The sequence below is a fragment of the Streptosporangium carneum genome, assembly GCF_027922005.1.
Classification (GTDB): Bacteria; Actinomycetota; Actinomycetes; order Streptosporangiales; family Streptosporangiaceae; genus Streptosporangium; species Streptosporangium carneum.
The window spans coordinates 41,290-61,905 of sequence record NZ_BSEV01000039.1; the positions used below are offsets into that span (position 1 = coordinate 41,290).

Consider the following 20,616-nt stretch of genomic DNA (forward strand, 5'->3'; position numbering starts at 1 on the left):
CTGCCAGGGGGCCGAGGGTGGCGTTCACCGGGGGATGACGCCGCGGTTGCGGTAGGCGAGACCCGGCGCGACGATCCGGACGACGGAGAAGTCCTCCGGAGCCGACGAGATGTCGACCATGACCGGTTCCAGGCCGACGGTCCGTTCCACGTGCTCGGCGACCGAGCGGAACTCGGCGGCGATGCTGTCGGAGTCGAAGGGCGTCTCCTGCACGGCTTCGGCCCACGTGAGACCGCCGGGATCGAACCTCGGCGCGACCATGCCCCCCATGCCCGTCTCCAGGGCCGCGTTGCCGGACGGGATGTCGTCGCGTGTCCCGGAGATTCCGGTGAGCCTCGTCTGGACGGCCTCCGTCAGGGCGCGGGAGAGCGCGACCTCGGCGTTCGAGTGGCACCCCGATCCGGCGCAGAGGACGGGATACTCCGGTGACCAGACGAAGCAGACGAAGCACGGCAGGCCGAACTCGTTCGGCACGAAGGAGACCTCCGTGTCCACGCCCGCGGCGTGGAGGGCGTCCAGCAGGGCCGTGCAGTGGCCGCCGGTTATCGTCTCGACGCGGACGGTCCGCCGCCGGTCACGCGCTCCGGGCCTGAGGAAGCTGGTCGCGTGGCGTTCGACGAGCTCGTACATCGCGTGCAGGGCCGCCTCCTCCCGGCTGTTGCCCGACGCCAGGCCGTTGCTCGAGGCGTGCAGGGCGGCGGGCCGCCAGTCGAGGCCGGCGGCGAGAGTGAGCCCCACGAGGTCGGCGGGCACGGGGACGGCGCGCCCGCTGACCGTGCCGACCCCTTCGACCCAGTCGAGGCGCAGGCTGTCGCGGTACGGCGCGAGCTCCGTTCTGATGCGCAGGTCGGCCAGGCCGTACGGCAGGTCCAGTTCCTCGGCGGAGGCGGTGAAGGTCTCCACCGCGGGCCTTTCGGCGTGCCAGAGCTCGATCGACTCCATGACGGCCGATATCTTCGCCAGGAGCGGCGTCGCGCCCTTTCCCTGGGAGACCGCGAGCGTCTCCGAGCCAGGCCGGATGGCCAGGCAGACGGGCACGCCGATGCAGTCCAGATGGGTGACGTCCGCGACCCGGCTGATGCCGACCCTGTCGAGGTGCCGTTTCGCGACGGCCCAGGTCTCCTCAGGGGTGCGCGTCCGGTGTGTTCCGGGGAGTCTGATCTTGTCTTCCGCTGGGTTCACCTGATCACTCCGGGATTCGATCAGCTGGAAAGTGCGGTGCGGATCATGGAGCAGTGTCCGAGGACGAATTCCCTGAACGCCTCCACGGCCTCTTCCGTGCTCCGGAATCCCCGGCGGGCCGCTTCGTGACGCAGGCCGTCCTCCTGGATCCGCCATATGTCGCTCAGGAGCTTCGCCGTCACGGAGCCGCGCATGAGGTGGTGGCTCAGCCCCGGACGCCTCGTCGCGAACGAGGCGTTCTCCGCCAGACATGACCGGATGCGCGCCTTGTCGTCGGCGGTCTCGTGCCTGAGCAGCAGACGGAGCGACTCCGGACGCCCGAGGTCGAGGCGGGGACGGAAGACGTCCGTCGCCCTGAGCGCGCCCGCGTCCCGATGGAATCCCTCCATGCGCTTGGCGAGGGGCAGGGGAGGCGACCCGTCCGCGGGGGTCTCGGAGAGCCGGTGCAGGTAGTCGGTCCAGACGGACGGGAAACCCGGGTCGAAGATCTGCTGGTAGCGGACTCTCAGCCGGGCGGGGATGTCGGGATCCGCCGCGTCGCGGGCGAAGTGGTTGACCCAGTCGCGGTAGAAGGCCGTGCGCCACTCCCGGTCAGAGCGGGGAGGGCGCGGGCGGGACCGGTCGCCGGTTCGCAGTCTCCGGCTCACCTGGTCGATCGCGAGGAGGGCGTCGGCTCTTTTGAGGTCGCAGAAGTGCGGGTCCTCCCTGAGACGCCCGGTCAGCCAGTCGACGAACGCGGCGCCCTCCGCCTGTTGGCTCACCTCACGCATCGTGACGAGGGTCCGCTGCGGGTAGTAGATCGCCCGGAACAGCTCCGCGTGACGCCTGGCCGCCGGATCGGCGAGGACGCCCTCCTCGACCGCCCGCCGGAGCATCGCCCTGACGTTGACCATGGGGACGCTCAGCGCGCGCTGGTCTCCCGAAGGCGACTGCGCCACGGCGACCTCGTCGTCGCCTTCGATCTCGCCGCGGGCGTACTGCAGGTACACCTCGCCGAGCCCGGCCATGCCGTGGTCGCGGAGCTCGACCGCGCGGAGCGCGCCGATGCTCGAGGCGCCGTAGACGCCGACCCCCCGGTGCAGCACGTGCAGGATCTCCTTGTGCCGCAGGGCGCGTGACTGGTGGAACAGCCCGTCGACGATGAGGACGGCGTCGTCGCGCCCGATGGCGGGGTCGAAGAGGTCGCCGTGTTTGACGGGCCCGTGGGCGACGACGTTCGGCTGCGAGCGTCGCGCCTCGCCGGGATCCAGGGTGGGGCCGCTGAAGACGTGGATCCTCGGCTGACGCTGGAAGGATTTCTCTTCGTGCATTCGGCTTCCTCACGGCTCTCTCACCGGCGGGATCCGGTGCCTCGCGGTGTCGCGCCCTGCCGGCCGGTTCGGCTCCGCGCCGCCTCGTGGAATGGCGGTTCGCCCTCCGGGACGTCTGTTCCGTTTTCGGTGGACCGGCGCCGCCCCTGAGAAAGCCGCCCCTGAGAAAAAGGGAAACGGCTTCGGTGATTTCCGGCGGAGGCGGTGTTCTGAGGCTTTCACCGAGGGCCGAGGCCGCGGACACGACGGGGGTCTCGTCCGCGGACTCGGCTGACTTTCCGTGCTGACCGGTGTGGACCGTCAGTCCTGCGTCGCGGCGTCGTGGCAGATCATCGAGGGAGAGATCCCCTCGAAGAGCTCACGAAAGTCCTCGGCCTCGATCTGCCGGGCAATGCTGGCCGTGACATCGGTCACAACATCACTGGGATTGGTGGACATATGCTTCCCCTTCCCTTGTGGACGCCCGTTTCAGGCATCTGGGGCGCTCATTGTCGGCCCCCTGGGATGAGATTGTCATTTCCCGTTCCGGCTCGGTCAAGCCGTTATTTGCTGACGGGTGAATTGCCCTTTCAGTTCCAATGAAAAATATATTTATATCCGAATTTGTCAGTGGGGCGAGTTCGCGTCGTCCGAACGATCTCCCCCGGTGGCGATCCGGTCCCTGAACCAGTGGTACGACGCCTTCGGAGTGCGTTTCCCCGTGGCGAAGTCGACGTGGACGAGGCCGAAGCGCTGGGTGAAGCCCTCGGCCCACTCGAAGTTGTCCAGCAGGGACCAGACGTAGTAGCCGCGCACGTCCACGCCCTCCGCCCGTGCCTGTTCGAGGGCGTCGATGTGGCCCTCGAGGTAGGCGATCCTGGCCTGGTCGTCGACCACGCCGTCGGGGCCGGGGAGGTCGGGCTGGGAGCAGCCGTTCTCGGTGACGTAGACCGGGGGGAGGGCGTCGCCGTACCTCGACCTGAGGCCGACGAGGAGTTCGCGCAGGCCGTCGGGGACGACGGGCCAGCCGAAGCCGGTGGTGGGGTGGCCGGTGACGCCGGTGTCGGTGAACGGCAGGCCTTCCGTCGTCGGGGCGGCGATCCGGGTGGGGTTGTAGTAGTTGACGCCGAGGCCGTCGAGAGGGGCGGAGATCAGGTCGAGGTCGCCGTCCCGGACGCAGTCGAGCGTCACGCCGTACGCCGACAGGTCGGGATAGGACCCCAGGAGCACGGGGTCGTTGAACAGCCGGTTGTGCAGCGTGTCGTAGGCGTCGGCGGCGGCCAGGTCGGCGGGGTCGTCCGAGGCGGGCCAGACGGGGGTGCAGTTGTTGGTGATCAGCACCCGTTCCGCGCCCCGTTCGCGCAGCGCCCGTACGGCCAGGCCGTGCCCGAGCAGTTGGTGGTGGGCGACCGGCAGCGCGTCCAGCAGGAGCGCCCTGCCGGGGGCGTGGGCGCCCAGGGCGTGGCCGTAGACCATGTGCACGAACGGTTCGTTCAGCGTGATCCACATCGGGATCCGGTCGGCCAGCCTGTCGGCGACGAGGGCGGCGTACTCGGCGAAGCGGTGCGGGGTGTCACGGTTCAGCCAGCCGCCCTCGTCCTCGAGGGCCTGGGGCAGGTCCCAGTGGAACAGCGTGGCCGCGGGGAGGATGCCCCGCTCGTGCAGGGCGTCGGTCAGCCGGTCGTAGAAGTCCAGGCCCGCCTGGTTGGCGGGGCCCCTGCCCTCGGGCTGGATCCGAGGCCAGGCGATGGACAGGCGGTAGGAGTTCACGCCGAGGTCCGCCATCAGTGCGACGTCCTCCGGCCAGCGGTGGTAGTGGTCGCAGGCGACGTCGCCGGTCCGGCCGTCCCGGACGCGCCCCGGCTCGCGGGTGAAGGTGTCCCAGATGGAGACGCCCCGGCCGCCCTCCGTGACGCCGCCCTCGATCTGGTAGGACGCGGTCGCCGTACCCCAAAGGAACATCCGGGCCTCCATAAGACATGAGTAGGAGTCATGTTAATCGCCGCCGGTTCCGCATAGGGGATGATGGAGTGATGACGAACGTTTCCGGAGGGACGCTCCGCCGTCGTCCGGCCCAGCGCCGCAGCCTCGAGCGCGTCGAGCGCATGCTGGACGAGTGCGCGCGACTGCTGGACGAGGTGGGATACGAGGCCCTGACGACCAAGGAGGTCGCGCGCCGGGCCGAAGTGCCGATCGGCACCTTCTACCAGTTCTTCCCCGACAAACAGGGGCTGGTGCGCGCGCTGGCGCTGCGCAATCTGGACGCGTTCCTCGACAGGGTCACCGCCCGGCTCGCGGAGGTGCGTCTGTCCGACTGGACGGAGATGGTGGACCTCGCGATCGACGAGTTCGTCGTGATGAAGCGGTCCACGCCGGGGTTCGCGGTCGTCGACTTCGGCGAGGTGCTGCCGACCCCCGGCGGCCCCGCGCTCAAGGGGAGCGAGCGGATGCTCGACGCCGCGCTGGAGAACAACGTCATCGTGGCCGACCGGCTCCGCGCGATCACGATCGACCTGCTCGGAGCCCCGATCGGGCCGAGGCTGGACAGGGCGCTGGTCGTCGCGGTCGAGGCGGCGGACGCCGTGCTCAAGCTCGCCTTCCGCTCGCACCGCGACGGCGACCCCGACCTGATCGAGGAGTGCAAGCGCCTGGTCCGCCGCTACCTGTCGGACCATCTGCCCGGCGACGCTCCCGGCGGTCGAGGCGGAGCGGGCGCCCTGGCTTGACCTGGAGCGCACTCCAGGTGGGATGCTGCGGGACGTGAGTGTCTACACGCCGGGACAGGTGGTCGAGGAGACCGGTTTCAGCCTCGACACGCTGCGTTACTACGAGCGGATCGGACTGCTGGAGCGGGTGGGCCGCAACGCCGCGGGGCAGCGCAGGTTCACCCAGGCCGACGTCGGATGGCTCGGCCTCATCCGCTGCCTGCGCGACACCGGGATGCCGATCGCCGAGATGCTCCGCTTCGCGGAGTTGGTCAGGGCGGGTGACCACACGATCCCTGACAGGGTCGCGCTGCTCGAGGCCCACGACAGGCGGGTCGAGGGGCAGGTGGCGAACCTGCGCGAGAAGCAGCGGGCGATCCGGAACAAGGTCGGTCACTACCGTGCGGTGATCGACGTGCCCCCATGTGACGACCTGGTCGGAAGCCGTGGTGGCGGCCGGTCCCGTGCCGTGCCGCAGGCTGATCAGAAGCTGTGACATCGGTGGATTAGAAGTCGTACGACCGCTTTGCCCCGGGGCTGCCCCTCCTTTCCGCTTCGCCTGTTAGACCGGTAGCGGGACCGGGGGAGGGGCCGATGGCCGCACCGCGCGCACGCCGGATCAATATTCCACTTCGGCACGTCGCCCTGACGTGCGGAGCCATGATGTTCGCGCTGCTCGCCAACGTGACCTACCTCCAGGCCTTCCGGGCCGCCCGGCTCGCCGACGACCCCCGCGACAGGCGGACGGTGATCGCGCGCTTCGGCGTTCCGCGCGGTGACATCCTGACGCGCGACGGCGGCGTCGTCGCGACCAGCGTCGAGGACGGCGGCGGAGAGTACAGGTACCGGCGGGCCTATCCCGGCGGGCCCGTCTACGCGCCCGTGACCGGTCACCTCTCCCTGTACGGCACGGCAGGGCTGGAGAAGGCGGAGGACGCGGTGCTGTCCGGCGCCGACCCCAGGGTCAGGCTGTACTCGCTGCTCGACGGCACCGCGGCGGGGGCGACGCTCAGGCTCACCGTCGACCCCAGGGCGCAGCGCGCCGCCTACGAGGGACTGCGCGCCACAGGACTGCGCGGGGCCGCCGTCGCCATCGAGCCGGCCACCGGGGCGATCCTGGCGATGGCCTCCTTCCCCTCCTACGACCCGAACGTCTACACGACCTTCAACGCCGCCAAGCTCGACAGGGCCGACAGGCTGCTGCGGAACGACGCCCGTGAACCACTGCTGAACCGGGCCATCCAGCGGAACTACCCGCCGGGATCCACCTTCAAGGTCGTCACCAGCGCCGCGGCGCTCGGCTCGGGGAGGTACCGCCCGACCACCGGTGTCAGCGCGCCGGTCGCCCTGCGCCTGCCCGGCACCGGCGCCTACCTGCGCAACTCGGGCGGCGCCTCCTGCGGGAGCGGCAACCCGCCGCTGGCCTACGCGTTCAAGGTCTCCTGCAACACGCCGTTCGCGAACCTGGGCATCGATCTCGGCCAGGACGCGCTGCGCGAGCAGGCGCGGGCGTTCGGCTTCGACGCCGACGACCTCGCCGTGCCCATGCCGGTGGCGGAGAGCGTCTATCCCCGGGACATGGACACGGCGCAGACCGCCATGTCGGCGCTGGGACAGTTCGACGACAGGGCGACCCCGCTCATGGTCGCCATGCTGTCGGCGGCGGTGGCGAACGACGGCTCGCTGATGCGCCCCTACCTGGTCGAGGAGGTCCGCCTCGCCGACGGCACGGTGATCGACGGCGCGAGGCCGTCGGTGTACCGCAGGACGCTGGAGGCCGAGGAGGCCAACCGGCTCACCGCGATGATGGTCACGGTCACCAGGCCCGGCGGCACAGGGGAGGCCGCGGCCATTCCCGGCGTCGAGGTCGCCGCGAAGACCGGCACCGCGGAGAACTCCGTCGAGGGGCGGGACCACGCGGTCTTCACCGGCTTCGCCCCGGCCGCCGCCCCCAGGGTCGCGGTGGGGGTCCTCGTCGAGCACGGAGGTTCGGGCGGCGAGGTCGCGGCCCCCATCGCCCGGGCGATCATGCGGGCCGTGCTGGAGCCGCCCTCCGACGAGGACCGGGCGGCCGGAAGCCCGCCGGGGGAGCGGGACGATCAGGTCGAGTAGGCGCTGGCCTGCAGCCCGTAGAGGTCGGCGTAGAGGCCGTTGACCCCGATCAGCTGGCTGTGGGTGCCGTGCTCGGCGACCCTGCCGTGGTCGAGGACGTAGATGCGGTCGGCGTAGCGGACGCTGGCCAGCCTGTGGGTGATCAGCAGGACCGTACGGCCGTCGGCGTGCTGCCTGACGCGCTCGAAGAGGGCGTGTTCGGCGCGCGCGTCGAGAGCGGCGGTCGGCTCGTCGCAGATCAGCAGGGGGGCGTCCCGGTGGAATCCCCTGGCGATCGCGATCCGCTGCCACTGGCCGCCGGACAGCTCCTGACCGTTCTTGAACCGCCTGTCGAGCAGGGTGTCGTAGCCGTGCTGCAGCTCGGCCACGACCTGGTCGGCGCCCGCGACCTCGGCCGCCGAGACCAGCGCGGACTCTCCCTTGTCGGTGCCCATGCTGATGTTGTGCCTGGCGGTCAGCGGCCAGCGCGTGTGGTCCTGGGCGATGACCGCGATGTTGTGCCGAAGCTCCTCGGGGTCGACGTCCACCAGGTCGGTCTCGTCCCACAGGACGCGTCCGCTGTCCGGTTCGTACAGGCCCGACAGGATCTTCGCCAGCGTGGTCTTGCCCGAGCCGTTCTCGCCGACGAGGGCGATCACCTCCCCCTTGTCGATGTGCACGGAGACGCCCCGCAGGGCGGGGGTGTCCGAGCCGGGGTAGGTGAAGACGACGTCCTGCGCGGTGATGCGCTCGAACGTCTCGGGGGCCTTCTCCGGACGGCCGGAGCCGACGCGGCTCTCCGCGTCGGCGCAGAAGTCGAGGAAGTCGGTGAAGTACAGCCCCTCCTCGTAGAGCCGGTTGGTGGCGTACATCAGGTTCGACAGGTAGGTCTGTCCCGAGCGGATCGCCAGCACGGCGGTGCCCGCGACCGCCAGCGGCACCGCGCCCGCGGCGAGCAGCAGGCCCAGGGCGACGTAGACCACGGCCGTCCCGAGTCCGCCGAGCGCCTCGCCGACGATCCTGGCGACCGTCTGCCGCCGCGCCAGGCCGAGCATGACGTTCTGCTCGGCGGTCGCGACCGCGTCGTACATCCGCAGCAGGAAGCTCCGCATCGTGAAGGAGCGCACCTCGGCGGCGGGCTCGCGCTCCGCCAGCAGCTCCGAGATGATCCACTTGCGCCGGACGGCGGGGATCATCGCGTACATCGTGGTGTAGCGCATGCGCGCGGTGCGGACCGCCGCCCACGCGTCCGGCAGCACCGCCAGCACCAGCAGCGGCAGCAACGCCGGATGGAGCACCCCGAGCACGCCCGCGGCCGCGGCGATCCCGATGACGGCGGTCAGCACGTTGATGGCCGTGCTGACCACGACGTCGGCCATCGAGACCCCGCGTGACCTGGCCCGCTGGAGCGCGTCGTGGAAGTCGGGGTCGTCGAAGGCGGCCAGGCTGACCTGGCTGGTCAGCCCGTAGAGCCGCTCCTCCGCGATCCTGCCGACCTGGGGGTCGAGCCGGGACTGCGCCCACCCCGCGCCCGCCTGCGTCAGCGTGCGCAGGGTGCCCGCGACGCCGACCAGGACCAGACTGGGCAGGGCGGCCATGACCCGCTCCGGGGTCGGGCCCGCCTCGAACAGGGCCGACAGCACCCCGGTCGTGGCCAGCAGCCCGAACGCGGTGAACACGCCGCCGAGCAGGCTCAGGCTGATCGTGACGACGGTGTCGCGGGGACTGGCCAGCCATGCCAGCCGTACGGCCTGCGCGACGAGGGCGGGCAGCCGCCTGGCGATGGTCAGGAACCCGACGCCGGTCATCTTGTCGGCGTGGGCGTGCCACTCGGAGAGGTTGAGCTCGCCCAGCTCGGACTCGGACACGGGGCCGGGCTCAGGAGCGGGCACTGTGCCGGAGAGGGGGCGGGGGACGGCGTCTGCGCCCGGGACGGTGTCGGGCAGCGTGTCGGACGCGCGGCGCGGAGCGGGGGGCGAAGCGGAGTCGGGCAGGGAGTCGGGCGCGCGGCGTGGCGAGGGAGGGGACGGGGGATCCGGCAGGGAGTCGGGTGCGCGACGTGGAGAGGGGGGAGACGCGGGATCGGGGCCTGGGGAAGTGTCCGCCATGTTTGCAGTGTGAATCGCCAGACCGACAATCCGCCATCCGATGGCCGGTGACGGTCAGTAAGGTGGTTCCCCGGGCCTGCCGCGCGGGCTAATTCATTGCGACCGGCCATTGGGGACGGCCAGCCAATCCGAGCATCCGAAATGGTGCTAAGACTGGGCACGGCACGGTAATTGGTGTCACACTTTCTGTGACGGCTGCCCCGCGACCTCATTAAGAGCCGATGACACAGGACACCGCGCACATTTCTCTTACCGGCGGGAATCTCCCCCTTGAGCCCAACGGCTTCGTAGGCCGTGAGGGCGACGTGGAGGAGCTCATCGAGTTGCTGGGCGTCGCCCGGCTGGTGACCCTGTGCGGGGCGGGCGGCATCGGCAAGAGCAGGCTGGCGATCAGGGTGGCCACCCAGCTGGCGGCCGACTTCCCCGGAGGCGTCTGGCTGGTCGAGCTGGCCGAGGCGGTGCGCGACGAGCTGATCGTGCCCCGCGTCGCCGCCGTTCTCGGGGTCAAGGCCGAGCCGTCGCGCCCGCTGGCCGACACGCTGCTCGACGCCCTCGCCGACCGGCAGCTGCTGCTGGTCATCGACAACTGCGAGTCGCTCATCGAGGAGGCCGCCCGGTTCTGCCGGACGCTGCTCACGGTCTGCCCCGAGGTGCGTGTGCTCACCACCAGCAGGGAGCCCCTGCGCGTCGCGGGGGAGACGGTGTGGCGGGTCCCGCCGCTCAAGCTGCCCAGGGCGGACGACCACGAGCGCGCGGAGGACAGCGAGGCCGTTCGGCTCTTCGTCGACCGCGCGGCCGCCGCGGCGCGCGGCTTCACCATCGGCCCGAACAACGCCGCCGAGATCGCCAGCCTCTGCGAGGCGCTCGACGGGATGCCGCTGGCCATCGAGCTGGCCGCCGCGCTGTGCAGGGTGCTGACGGTCGAGCAGATCCACGCCAGACTCAGGGACAGGTTCAGGCTGCTGTCCACCGGCGACAGGACCGCCCCGGCCAGGCACCAGACGCTGAAGGCGACCGTCGACTGGAGTTACCAGCAGCTCAAGGAGCCCGAGCGGATCCTGCTGCGGCGGCTGGCGGTGTTCACCGGGGGATGGACGCTGGACATGGCCGAGAAGGTCTGCGACGGCAACGGCCTGTGGGCCGAGGACGTCCTGAGCGTCCTGTGCGGCCTGGTCGACAAGTCCCTGGTGCTGGCCGACGCCGAGGTCGCGGGCGAGACCCGCTACCGGATGCTGGAGACGATCCGCCAGTACGCCGCGGAGCAGCTGGAGAGCTCCGGTGAGGAGGGCGAGCTGAGGCGGCGGCACCGCGACCACATGATCGAGATCGCAGGCCGGAGCCATCGGCTGATCGTCCGGCACCCCCGCCCGACCTGGGCGGAGATCTGCCCGATGCTGGTCCTGCTGGACGAGCTGCAGGCCAACGTGTGGGCGGCGGTGCGCTGGTCCGCGGAGGTCGACGAGCCGGAGAGCGCGTTGCAGCTGCTGGTCCTGCTGCGCTGGCCGACCATCGCGGGCGGCAGGTTCACCCCCGCCGACGAGTGGCTGGACCGCCTGCTGTCGACGGAGCCCGCGGTGCTGCCCCCTCGCGTGCGCGGCGACGCGCTCGTCCTGCGCGGACAGGTGGCCTTCGGCCAGGGCGACCCCGACAGGGCGCAGGACGCCTGCACCGCCGCGGCCGAGCTGTGCAGGATGACGGGCCTGCACGGGCCGCTCAGCGGGGCGCTGGCCATCCTGGCCTGGGTGGCCATCTACCAGCGGCGTCCCGACCGGGCGAGATGCCTGCTGGACGAGGCCCTCGAGGCGGTGCGCAGGGTCGACGACCCCTGGCACGAGATGGTGATCCGTTCGATGGAGGGGACGTTCGCGCTGTCCGAGGGACGGGCCAAGGAGTCACAGCGCTCGTTCGAGGCCGCGCTGGCCATCGCCCACGAGCTCGACAACCACTGGGCCTCACCGGTCGCGCTCATCGGCCTCGCCCAGGTCGCATGGCTGCGGGGTGATCTGGCCGAGGCCCGCTCCTACTACGAGCAGGCCCTCGACCTGCTCAAGGACGTCACGGCCCACTGGCAGACCATCACCTGCCTGTCGGGGCTCGGCAGGATCGCCCTGGCCCAGGGAGACCTCGCGACCGCCCGGGCGAGGCTGATCGAGAGCCTGCGCCTGTGCCGGGGAACCGGTCAGCGGCTCGGCGTGGCCCGGCGGATCGAGACGCTCGCCCAGCTGGCGCTGGCCGAGGAGGACGACCAGCGGGCGGTGCGCCTGGCCGGAGCCTCGTCCGCGATCAGGAACGCGATGAGCGGCGTCGTCACGCCGTCCGGGTTCGGCGCGCGCATGGAGGAGCTGCTCCAGCCGGCCCGTGCCCGGCTCGGCGAGGCGATGGTCGCCCAGCTGTGGGCGCTCGGCAACGAGATGACCCAGGAACAGGCGGTCCGCTACGCCCTCGAGGGCGAGTGCCACCCCGACATGCCCGTGCAGGCCGGCAGGGGCCCGGTCGCGGCCCCGCTCACCACGCTGACGGGGCGTGAGTGGGAGATCGCCGAGCTGGTCGCCAGGGGCCTGAGCAACAAGGCCATCGCCGACGAGCTGGTGATCAGCCCCGCGACCGCGGCCCGGCACGTCGCCAACATCCTCGCCAAGCTCGGTTTCTCCTCCCGCACGCAGGTCGCCACCTGGGTCATCGAGCACAACCGCGCCTGAGGGCCCCAACCGGCCCCTACACACAGGGCTACACATCAGCGGCCGCACAGATACATCTCGGGATACGCACTCCGGAGCATGCGCCGTCCCCGCCGACCGCCGTACGTTTTCCTCGTGTTCGACCGATGACGCCCAGCCTTCCGGGTCGTGCCCGCCACGACGGCGGTCCGGTACGGCGGGCCCACACCATCCATGGCGTCTCGGTCGAGCACATCGTGAACGTCGCGTGTCCCTCCCGACGGTCGAGGTCTCCTCGGAGGGGTGGGGACCGAAGGCCACGGGGCACGCGACAGCGGGCTCGAGCCGCGCAGGGCTCGGGCCCGCACTCACGAACGGGCCAGGTCGGCGGGTCTCGCCGAGCCTCGCGACGGGGCGTCCCACCGGGGCGGCGAAGACCCCTCCGGCGAGCCGGGACACCCGGAGACCGGGGCGTTCAGCGAGCGGGACGCTCGGAGGGCCGGAGAACCTCGGGGTTCGGAAACCAGGGGAAACAGGGGATCAGACAAGCGGGGCCCGGAAAGCGGGGCCCGCAAAGCAGGGGCCGGAAGGCGGAGCCCAGGGCGGGGCTCTCGGGGAGGCCGGGACGCTCGCGAGGCCGGGAAGCCGAGGAGATCCGGAACACCTCGTCGGGGGTTCGCGGGACGGCGGGCGTTCTTGGGGGCGCGGGCGATATCCAGCCCGAAATGTCAGGCATTTCCCTAAAAAGTCGCGAAACAGGGGAACGCATCGGACGCCAGACATCGGGGAATCGGGGAAAGGCTCATCAGAGGGGGCGGGCCCGGATACACACTCATTTACATATATCTGTCGATGCCCGTGCGGACACGTCGACCGTACGGTCGTCGTCATGAGACCCACCTCCTCGTCCATCAGGGGCACCGTCACCGAGGCGGTGTTCGGTTGCGCGCACGAGCGAGGTGACCGGCCCGCGCTGATCGATCTCGGCGCGGGGGTGGTCTACGGCTACCGCCGCCTGGCCGAGGAGGTGACGCGGGGAGCCTCGGGGCTGGTCAGGCGTGGTGCCAGAGGACAGCAGGTGGCGGGCATCCACGTGGACAACGTGGCCGCCCAGACCCTCGCGGTGCACACGGTCATCGCCGCGGGCGGAGTGGCGGCGCCCATCGCCTCCCGGAGCGGGGAGACCCGGAGCGGGGAGATGGGCGAGTTGCTGGTCCGGCTGGACGCGCGGCTGCTGATCACGACTCCCGGTCTGGCGGAGACGTCGCTGCAGGCCGCCGACGTCTCCAGGGTCCGGCAGGTGATCGCGTTCGGCCAGGCGCGCGACACCGTCGACTTCGCGGACCTGCTGCTGCTCGCGCCGGCCCCGCTGCCGCACCTCGACCCGTCCGTACAGCCCGCGTTGCAGGTCGAGGACGGCGGCGTGTTCACCCACGAGGACCTGATCTGGCAGATGGGCGAGCTGGACAAGCTCGTCGTGCTGGAGAAGTCCGACGTCCTGCTGGTGACCTGGCCGCTGACGTGCACCCTGGCGCTGACGACCCTGGTCGGGCTGGCGCTGATGCGCGGCTCGCTGGTGGTGGTCGCTCCCGGCCTGGCGTCCGAGGAGCTGTCGTCGACCATCCACGACTTCGGCGTCACCGTCCTGGCCATGCTCGACGGAGCCGTTCAGCGCGTGTGATCCGGGCGGCGTGGCGTCGTCCGCCGCCGCCTGTCCGAGCGGGCGAGGGGTCGTCCGCGGGTCCGGGCGGATGAGGCGCGCCATGCGGGCCGGCACGTGGTGTCGTCCGCGCGATCCGGGTCCGAGCCGTTGTTCACGCATGCCTTGACTCAGATCGGTGACAAATGCATTGATTGTTGTGCGGACATGCTGACAACGTTGTCATCTTTCTCGGGGAACCTGTGGAACCTCGACCCCGAAGGGACGGGAAGTTATGCGACGACGGTGGAGGGCGGCCGTCGCGGTCACCGTGGCGAGCCTGCTCGCCCTGACCGCCTGCGGCGGCGGCGACGGAGCGGGGCAGGGCTCGCAGACGAGTGACAAGAAGAAGGTCGAGGTCTTCTCCTGGTGGACGGGGCCGGGTGAGGTCGACGGCCTGAAGGCGATGAGAGCGATCTTCGAGAAGCGGAACCCCAGCCTGGAGTTCTTCGACGCCGCCGTCGCGGGCGGGTCCGGAGACAAGGCGCGCGCCCTGCTGACCACCAAGCTCCAGGCGGGCACCCCGCCCGACACCTTCCAGGGGCACGCGGGCGCGGAGCTGCAGGGGTATGTCAAGGCGGGACAGCTCGAACCGGTCAACTTCCTCTACGACGAGCTCAAGCTGAAGGACGTCTTCCCGGGGCAGCTGATCGACCAGATCAGCGTGCAGGGCAACGTCTACTCGGTTCCGGTGAACATCCACCGCTCCAACGTGATGTGGTTCAACCCCGCCCTGCTGAAGAAGGCGGGCGTCACCGAGGTGCCCGCGACGATCGACGAGTTCGTCACCGCTCTGGAGAAGGTCAAGCAGACGGGCAAGGTCCCGCTCGCGATCGGCTCGGAGTGGACGATGGTGCACCTGCTGGAGAGCGTCCTGCTCGGCTCGCTCGGCACCGACGCCTACAACGGGCTCTGGACGGCGAACGCCGACTGGTCGGGCCCGGCGATGACCAAGGCGCTGAACGACTACAAGACGATCCTGTCCTACGCCGGGGAGCCGGCCGAGGACTGGCAGCCGGCGGCCAAGCAGGTGGCCGACGGCGGGGCCGCGTTCACCATCATGGGCGACTGGGCCTACGGCTACTTCCACAACCCGCCGGACGGCGGCCTGGGCAAGAAGTCCAAGGTCGACTTCGACTGGGCGCCCTCGCCGGGAACCGGCGGCACCTTCATGTGGCTGTCGGACAGCTTCACCCTGCCCAAGGGCGCGCCGAACCGCGACGGGGCGGTGGCCTGGCTGAAGGTGGCCGCGAGCAAGGAGGGGCAGGACGCCTTCAACCCCAAGAAGGGCTCGATCCCCGCGCGCAAGGACGCCGACACCTCCCTCTACACCGACTATCTCGCCGAGGCGCTCAAGGACTGGAACACCGACAGGCTCGCCGGGTCCATCCAGCACGGCGTCACCGTCAACGACGCGTGGCGGGTCAAGATCAACGAGGCTGTCGGGGTGTTCCACACCGACAGGGACGTGGCCGCGCTCCAGGCTTCACTGGCCGAGGCGGCCAAGAGCTCCGGCCAGTGACGTGGGGCACGGCCCGCCCGGGGGCGCGGGCCGTGCCCCACGGAGCCGCGCCTCTCGCGAAGCCCCGTACTCCTTGTGAGGAAGGACGCCAGTGACACGGGTGCGCAGGTGGCTGCCGGGGTTGCTGCTGGTCACGCCGTCGATCGTCGTCATCGGGGTCTTCGTGTACGGAATGCTCGGCTGGAACCTCCGGCTGGCCATGACGGACCGGCACGACGAGATCTCCGAGGGGCGTTTCGTGGGCCTGGAGAACTTCGTCACGCTCTGGGATGAGAAGCGGTGGGGCATCTCGGTCCATCACGCGATCGTCTTCACGGCGGTCTTCGTCCTCGGGGCGCTGGCGCTCGGCTGGCTGCTGGCGTTCCTCATGGAGAAGGGGATCAGAGGGGAGGGGACCTTCAGGGCGGTCTACCTGTTCCCGATGGCGGTGTCGTTCGTGGCGACGGGAGTCGTCTGGCGCTGGCTGATGAACTCGGGACAGGGAGAGCGGGCGGTCGGGCTGAACCGGCTGTTCGGCATGCTGGGGCTCGACTCCCTGCAGTGGGAGTGGTTCCGGAACCCGGACTGGGGCATGGCCGCCATGGCGATCCCGGCGATATGGCAAATGTCGGGATATGTCATGGCGCTGTTCCTCGCGGGGTTCCGGGGCGTCCCCGAGGACCTCAGGGAGGCGGCGCGGGTGGACGGCTGCACCGAGTGGCAGGTCTACCGGCATGTCGTGCTGCCGTTGCTGCGCCCGGTCACCCTGTCCGCGCTGATCATTCTCGGCCACATCTCACTGAAGGTCTTCGACCTGATCGTGGCGGTCTCCGGCAAGCAGATCATCACCGACGTCCCCGCCGTGTTCATGTGGGTGGCGGTCTTCGACTCCCACGACCCGGCGAAGGGCGCGACCATCGCCTCCTACATCGTGCTCGCCGTGAGCGTGTTCGTCGTCCCCTACCTCGTCTGGACCCTTCGCAGGGAGAGAGGGGAGAAGCGGTCGTGAAGGGCGGAACGACGGCGGACGCCCCCGCGCGGGAGCGGGACGGGGGCGCGCGTGCCCCGCGGGAGCGGGACCCGGTGGCGCGGGCCCGGCGGCGTTCGGGCCTCGCCCGCGGCGTCCGTCTCGCGCTGTTGGTCGCCTTCCTGGTGGTCTTCCTGATCCCGATCTACGTGCTGCTGGTGACGAGTTTCAAGCCCCTGACCGAGGCGGACCCGAGCCGGGCGTGGGCGCCGCCCGAGGTGTGGACGCTCGAGCCGTGGCGGGTGGCCTGGGACAGGCTCGCGCCTGGCGTCGTCAACAGCGTGCTGCTGGCCGTGCCCGGGGCGTTGATCTCCGCGGCGCTGGGCTCCATGAACGGCTACGTGCTGTCGAAGTGGCGCTTCCCCGGCGCGGACGTGCTGTTCACGTTGCTGCTGTTCGGCATGTTCATCCCCTACCAGGGCGTCATGATCCCCCTGGTGCAGCTGCTGGTGCGGCTCAACGAGGTCACCGCGTCCCTCACCGGGGCGCACGGCGTCTTCTACGGCGCGATCCCGGGACTGCTGCTCGCGCACGTGGTCTACGGCATCCCGATCTGCACGCTGATCTTCCGCAACTACTACGTCACCATCCCCGACGAGCTCATCGAGGCCTCCAGGGTCGACGGGGCGGGGATGCTCAGGACCTACTGGTCGGTCGTGCTGCCGGTCTCGGGCCCCGCCTTCGCGGTGGTGGTCATCTGGCAGTTCACCTCACTGTGGAACGACTTCCTGTTCGCGGTCTTCCTCACGGGACCGCAGAGCTGGCCGATCACCGTGATGCTCAACAACATCGCCGGGGCCCAGACCGTCCCCTACAGCCAGCAGATGGCCGCCGCCCTGCTCGCCTCCTTCCCCACCATGATCGTTTATGTTCTGCTCGGCCGGTTCTTCATGCGAGGCCTCATGGCCGGTGCGTTGAAGGGCTGACCAGGGAGTCGCCCAGCGTGGTGCGGTGGTACAGCACGCCGCGCCCCGTGCGGTTTCCCGTCACCAGGCCCGCCCGCCGCAGCGCGGAGAGATGACCGCCGACGGTGCCGAGACTCAGGCCGAGCAGGGTGACGAGCTGACTGGTGGTCGCGGGACACGCGAGTTCCAGCAGGACGCGGGTCCTGGTCCGGCCGATCAGCCCGGCCAGGCCGTCCGGGGCCTCGTGCGTGATCCCCGCGCCCCGCGCCGGGTAGCCGATCGCGTACGGCCAGGCGTTCTCCAGGTGGGAGCTGACTCCCGCGTCGAAGGGCGAGGGCACGAACAGCAGGCCGCGTCCTTCGAGCCGGTGGACCTCCTCAGCGCTCGACGACGTCCTGACCTCGATGACGCCGTCGGGACGCCAGCGCACCCGGGGACTGAGGTCGTCCAGCGCCGCGGCCCAGCCGTAGGCGGCCAGCCTGCCCGCCCGCTGGATCACGTCCCGCTCCATGATCGCGTGAAAACGCGGCCAGGCGGAAGCGATGATCTCGGTCCAGACCGTCTGGAACGCGGCGGCGAACAGCTCGACGACGTCCGGCGAGAACAGCACGTCCATGACGGCCTTCGGGGGACGCGTCATGCCCTCCAGGTTCCTGGCGATCTCGTCGTGCGCCTGGGCGACGGGGGGCGCGCGCACGGTCGCGAGCTCCACCTCGAAGGGGGTGTTCACCCCGCTCGGCGGCGGCGCGGGGAAGTCGGCGTTGTAGCCCCCCTGGCGGAACAGCGTCACCAGGGCGGCCAGTCCGGGCCGCTCGGCCAGCGCCTTCTCGTACGGCGCGCGCACCTGCCCGGCCCACGCCCGCCACACCCCGGCCTCTCTCCTGCCCGACAGCAGCCACAGCGCCTGGTTGGTCACCATGAGCGGGGAGATGGCGAACCTGCTCGCCACGATGTCCTGCGGGCTGACCTCGATCAGATGGACCACAAAATGACCTTTCGGATATATCCGAAAGCTTAGCCAGCGGTTCCCGGCCCCTCGAGCATGATGCGCATGCCTCCCACACAGAGAAACGGCACCCGGAAACGCGGCGCACAGGGTCACGACGACGCGGGAGGCCGCGGCGCACCGGGACGCGACACGCACGAGCACGACGCGCAGGGACATCTCGCGAGGGGAGACGGCGGGCGGAGGAGTCTCACGCGGGGCGCGGAAGAAGACGACGGGCGGAGGAGTCTCACGCGGGGCGCGGGAGAAGACGACGCGCAGGAGCGTCTCCCGGGGGAACGCGGCGCGACCTACGCGGAGGTCTTCGCCAGCGGGGAGTTCCGGGTGCTGTTCGGCGGCTTCACGCTCATGGTGGCCGGGGAGCAGGTCAAGATGCTGGCCCTGTCGGCGCTGGTCTACGCCAGGACCGGGTCGCCGGGACTGTCGGCCGCCGCCTACATGCTGGGCTTCCTGCCCTACGCCGTCGGCGGGACGTTCCTGCTGGCTCCCGCGGACCGGATGAGGCCGCGCACGCTGATGGTCACCGGCGAGCTGGTCCGGGTGGTGACCTGCCTGCTGCTGGCCTTCGCCGGGCTGCCCGTCTGGGCGATGCTGGCCCTGGTCCTCGTCGCGGGCCTCTTCTCACCGGTCTTCACGGCCGCCCGCAGCGCCCTGCTGCCCGGCCTGCTGCCCGGTGACGCGTTCGTGCTGGCCAGGTCGGTGCTGTCCATGACGTCCGCCGGGGCGCAGATCGGCGGGCTGGCCGTGGGCGGCGCGGTCCTCGCCGCCACGGGCCCGACCGGGGCGCTGGCGTCGACCGCCGTGCTGTCCGCGGTGGCCGCCGCACTGCTGCGCGCCGGACTGCCCGACCTCCCCGCCCGAGGTCGGGACAGGGACGACGCAGGAGGGCGGACGACACGTGAGGAGCGGGAGGCGGCGGAGGGCGGTGTCGTACGGGAGCCGGCACGAGAGGCGGCGGAGGGCGGTGCCGTACGGGAGACGCTGCGGGTCAACCGGATCCTGCTGGCCGACACGCGGGTGCGCGGACTGCTGCTCGCCCAGTGGCTGCCCCTGTCGTTCGTCGCGGGAGCCGAGGCGATGCTCGTCCCCTACCTGGGCGGCGCGGCCGGAATCACGCTCGCCGCCGCCTCCACGGGACTGGCGGTCGGCAACGTCCTCGTCGGCCGGTTCGCCACGCCGTCCACGAGGGAGCGGCTCTCCCTGCCGCTCGCGGCACTGGCAGGCGTCCCGCTGCTCGCGTTCGCCCTCAGACCGGGAGCCTTCGCGGCCGCGCTCTGCGTCCTGCTCGCCGTCGCGGCGGGCGGCGCCTACGAACTCGGGCTGCAGCGCAGGTTCGTCGAGGCGGTCCCCGAACCGATCAGGGGGCAGTCCTTCGGGCTGCTGACCGCGGGGGCGATGACCGGGCAGGGAGCGAGCGCGGCCCTGGTGGGCCTGGCCTCCGAGTTCACAGCCCCCCACCTGGCGATCGTCGGCTCGGGCGTCGCCGCCGTCGTCTCCGCCCTCGCCCTCCGGCGGCATCTGCGCCCCGAACGCCTCTGATGGTTCCCGTTCTTCGGGGCTGTCCGTGCCCGGGGCCTTCCGGTGGTTCCCGTTCTTCGGGGCCGTCCGTACTCTGGATCTTCCGCCGGCTCTCGCCCGCGGGCGGTGTCCGCGACCCGGACGTTCCTGATCGGGCACCGTGATCAGGAACGTCGTGGCCGTCGTGTCCGCCCCGCCGTGACCCGCCCGGGAGCCGTTCCCACCTGGGAGCCGTCATCCGTTGGGGCCCGTCACCCGCCCGGGGGCATGACCTGTTCCGGCGGGCGTGACCCGCTCGCGGGAGCCGGGGCCGTCGTCTGCGGCGGGGGCGGGGCGTTGGGCGTCGTCAGCTCAGGCGAGCCTCCACTCCTGGTTGGGCTGACCGTAGATGCAGGTCCACTGGTGGACGTTGGCCCCGTCGTCGGTGCTGACCCCCGCGACGTCCAGGCACTTGCCGCTGTGACGGGCGACGACGATGAAGTAGCCGCTGTCGCGCTGGACGAGCTTCCACTCCTGGTTGGGCTGGTTGTTCAGGCAGGTCCACTGGTGGACGTTGGCACCGTCCTGCAGGCTGACACCCGACACGTCCAGACACTTACCGCTGTGCGTGGCCCTGAGGGTGTAGTAGCCGTCACTGGTCGCGACCAGGTTCCACTCCTGGTTGGGCTGGTTGTAGATGCAGGTCCACTGGTGGACGTTGGCACCGGTCTGCAGGCTGACGCCCGCGACGTCCAGGCACTTACCGCTGTGTCTGGCCACCAGGGTCGCCCTGAACCTGAGTTCGGGCTTCGTCGCCCCGTCGGCGTCGGCAGCGTTCGCCACGGGTACGGCGAGGAAGGGGGCGGCGATCAGAACGGCGGCCATGGCTATGGCACGACCTGCGCGAATGAGTCCCATCGAACCTCCTGAGGTGCTCTGGAAAGATCAA

At 70.8% G+C, this 20,616-nt stretch carries 16 protein-coding genes; 9 read left to right on the plus strand and 7 right to left on the minus strand.

The window, feature by feature from the left end; translation table 11 throughout:
* Nucleotides 1–24 precede the first annotated feature (24 nt).
* The 4 genes from PKF00_RS40935 to PKF00_RS40950 form a co-directional block, all read right to left on the minus strand.
* Nucleotides 25–1,182: a YcaO-like family protein gene (locus tag PKF00_RS40935; protein WP_271223157.1), complete on the minus strand. Its 1,158-nt coding sequence runs from the start codon at nt 1,180–1,182 to the stop codon at nt 25–27.
* 20 nt (nt 1,183–1,202) lie between these two features.
* Nucleotides 1,203–2,492, minus strand: coding sequence for a TfuA-like protein (locus PKF00_RS40940; RefSeq protein WP_271223158.1), 1,290 nt, complete (start codon nt 2,490–2,492; stop codon nt 1,203–1,205).
* A 300-nt stretch (nt 2,493–2,792) separates the two neighbouring features.
* Entirely contained in the window at nt 2,793–2,930 is a 138-nt protein-coding gene (locus tag PKF00_RS40945) for a hypothetical protein (RefSeq protein WP_271223159.1), read from the minus strand.
* A 168-nt stretch (nt 2,931–3,098) separates the two neighbouring features.
* Nucleotides 3,099–4,433, minus strand: coding sequence for a GH1 family beta-glucosidase (locus PKF00_RS40950; RefSeq protein ID WP_271223160.1), 1,335 nt, complete (start codon nt 4,431–4,433; stop codon nt 3,099–3,101).
* 71 nt (nt 4,434–4,504) lie between these two features.
* On the opposite strand from PKF00_RS40950, the gene PKF00_RS40955 reads away from it, so the two are divergent.
* From PKF00_RS40955 to PKF00_RS40965, 3 genes are all read left to right on the plus strand, one after another.
* Nucleotides 4,505–5,197, plus strand: a complete 693-nt coding sequence (locus PKF00_RS40955; protein WP_271223161.1) for a TetR/AcrR family transcriptional regulator — start codon at nt 4,505–4,507, stop codon at nt 5,195–5,197.
* A 34-nt stretch (nt 5,198–5,231) separates the two neighbouring features.
* Complete coding sequence (locus PKF00_RS40960) at nt 5,232–5,672, plus strand: MerR family transcriptional regulator (protein WP_309298476.1); 441 nt, start codon at nt 5,232–5,234, stop codon at nt 5,670–5,672.
* A 98-nt stretch (nt 5,673–5,770) separates the two neighbouring features.
* Nucleotides 5,771–7,288, plus strand: coding sequence for a peptidoglycan D,D-transpeptidase FtsI family protein (locus PKF00_RS40965; RefSeq protein ID WP_271223163.1), 1,518 nt, complete (start codon nt 5,771–5,773; stop codon nt 7,286–7,288).
* Here PKF00_RS40965 and PKF00_RS40970 read toward each other — a convergent pair.
* Nucleotides 7,276–9,075 carry an ABC transporter ATP-binding protein gene (locus PKF00_RS40970; protein ID WP_271223181.1) on the minus strand — a complete coding sequence of 600 codons (1,800 nt, stop codon included), beginning with the start codon at nt 9,073–9,075 and terminating at the stop codon, nt 7,276–7,278. The genes PKF00_RS40965 and PKF00_RS40970 overlap by 13 nt on opposite strands.
* Before the next feature lie 521 nt (nt 9,076–9,596).
* On the opposite strand from PKF00_RS40970, the gene PKF00_RS40975 reads away from it, so the two are divergent.
* The 5 genes from PKF00_RS40975 (at nt 9,597) to PKF00_RS40995 (ending at nt 17,185) form a co-directional block, all read left to right on the plus strand.
* Nucleotides 9,597–12,074 (plus strand): ATP-binding protein, encoded by a 2,478-nt coding sequence (locus PKF00_RS40975; protein WP_271223164.1) that lies wholly within the window; start codon nt 9,597–9,599, stop codon nt 12,072–12,074.
* Between the two features lie 847 nt (nt 12,075–12,921).
* Entirely contained in the window at nt 12,922–13,713 is a 792-nt protein-coding gene (locus tag PKF00_RS40980; protein ID WP_271223165.1) for an AMP-binding protein, read from the plus strand.
* Nucleotides 13,714–13,966: 253 nt separating this feature from the next.
* A complete protein-coding gene (locus PKF00_RS40985) occupies nt 13,967–15,253 on the plus strand; it encodes an ABC transporter substrate-binding protein (RefSeq protein WP_271223166.1) in 1,287 nt (428 codons plus the stop codon).
* 91 nt (nt 15,254–15,344) lie between these two features.
* Entirely contained in the window at nt 15,345–16,241 is an 897-nt protein-coding gene (locus PKF00_RS40990) for a carbohydrate ABC transporter permease (RefSeq protein WP_271223167.1), read from the plus strand.
* 74 nt (nt 16,242–16,315) lie between these two features.
* Complete coding sequence (locus tag PKF00_RS40995) at nt 16,316–17,185, plus strand: carbohydrate ABC transporter permease (protein WP_425582203.1); 870 nt, start codon at nt 16,316–16,318, stop codon at nt 17,183–17,185.
* On the opposite strand, the gene PKF00_RS41000 is transcribed toward PKF00_RS40995, so the two are convergent.
* Complete coding sequence (locus tag PKF00_RS41000; RefSeq protein ID WP_271223168.1) at nt 17,160–18,149, minus strand: ArsR/SmtB family transcription factor; 990 nt, start codon at nt 18,147–18,149, stop codon at nt 17,160–17,162. The genes PKF00_RS40995 and PKF00_RS41000 overlap by 26 nt on opposite strands.
* A gap of 66 nt (nt 18,150–18,215) precedes the next feature.
* On the opposite strand from PKF00_RS41000, the gene PKF00_RS41005 reads away from it, so the two are divergent.
* Nucleotides 18,216–19,709 (plus strand): MFS transporter, encoded by a 1,494-nt coding sequence (locus PKF00_RS41005; RefSeq protein ID WP_271223169.1) that lies wholly within the window; start codon nt 18,216–18,218, stop codon nt 19,707–19,709.
* A gap of 330 nt (nt 19,710–20,039) precedes the next feature.
* On the opposite strand, the gene PKF00_RS41010 is transcribed toward PKF00_RS41005, so the two are convergent.
* Complete coding sequence (locus PKF00_RS41010; RefSeq protein ID WP_271223170.1) at nt 20,040–20,585, minus strand: RICIN domain-containing protein; 546 nt, start codon at nt 20,583–20,585, stop codon at nt 20,040–20,042.
* Between the last annotated feature and the right edge of the window lie 31 nt (nt 20,586–20,616).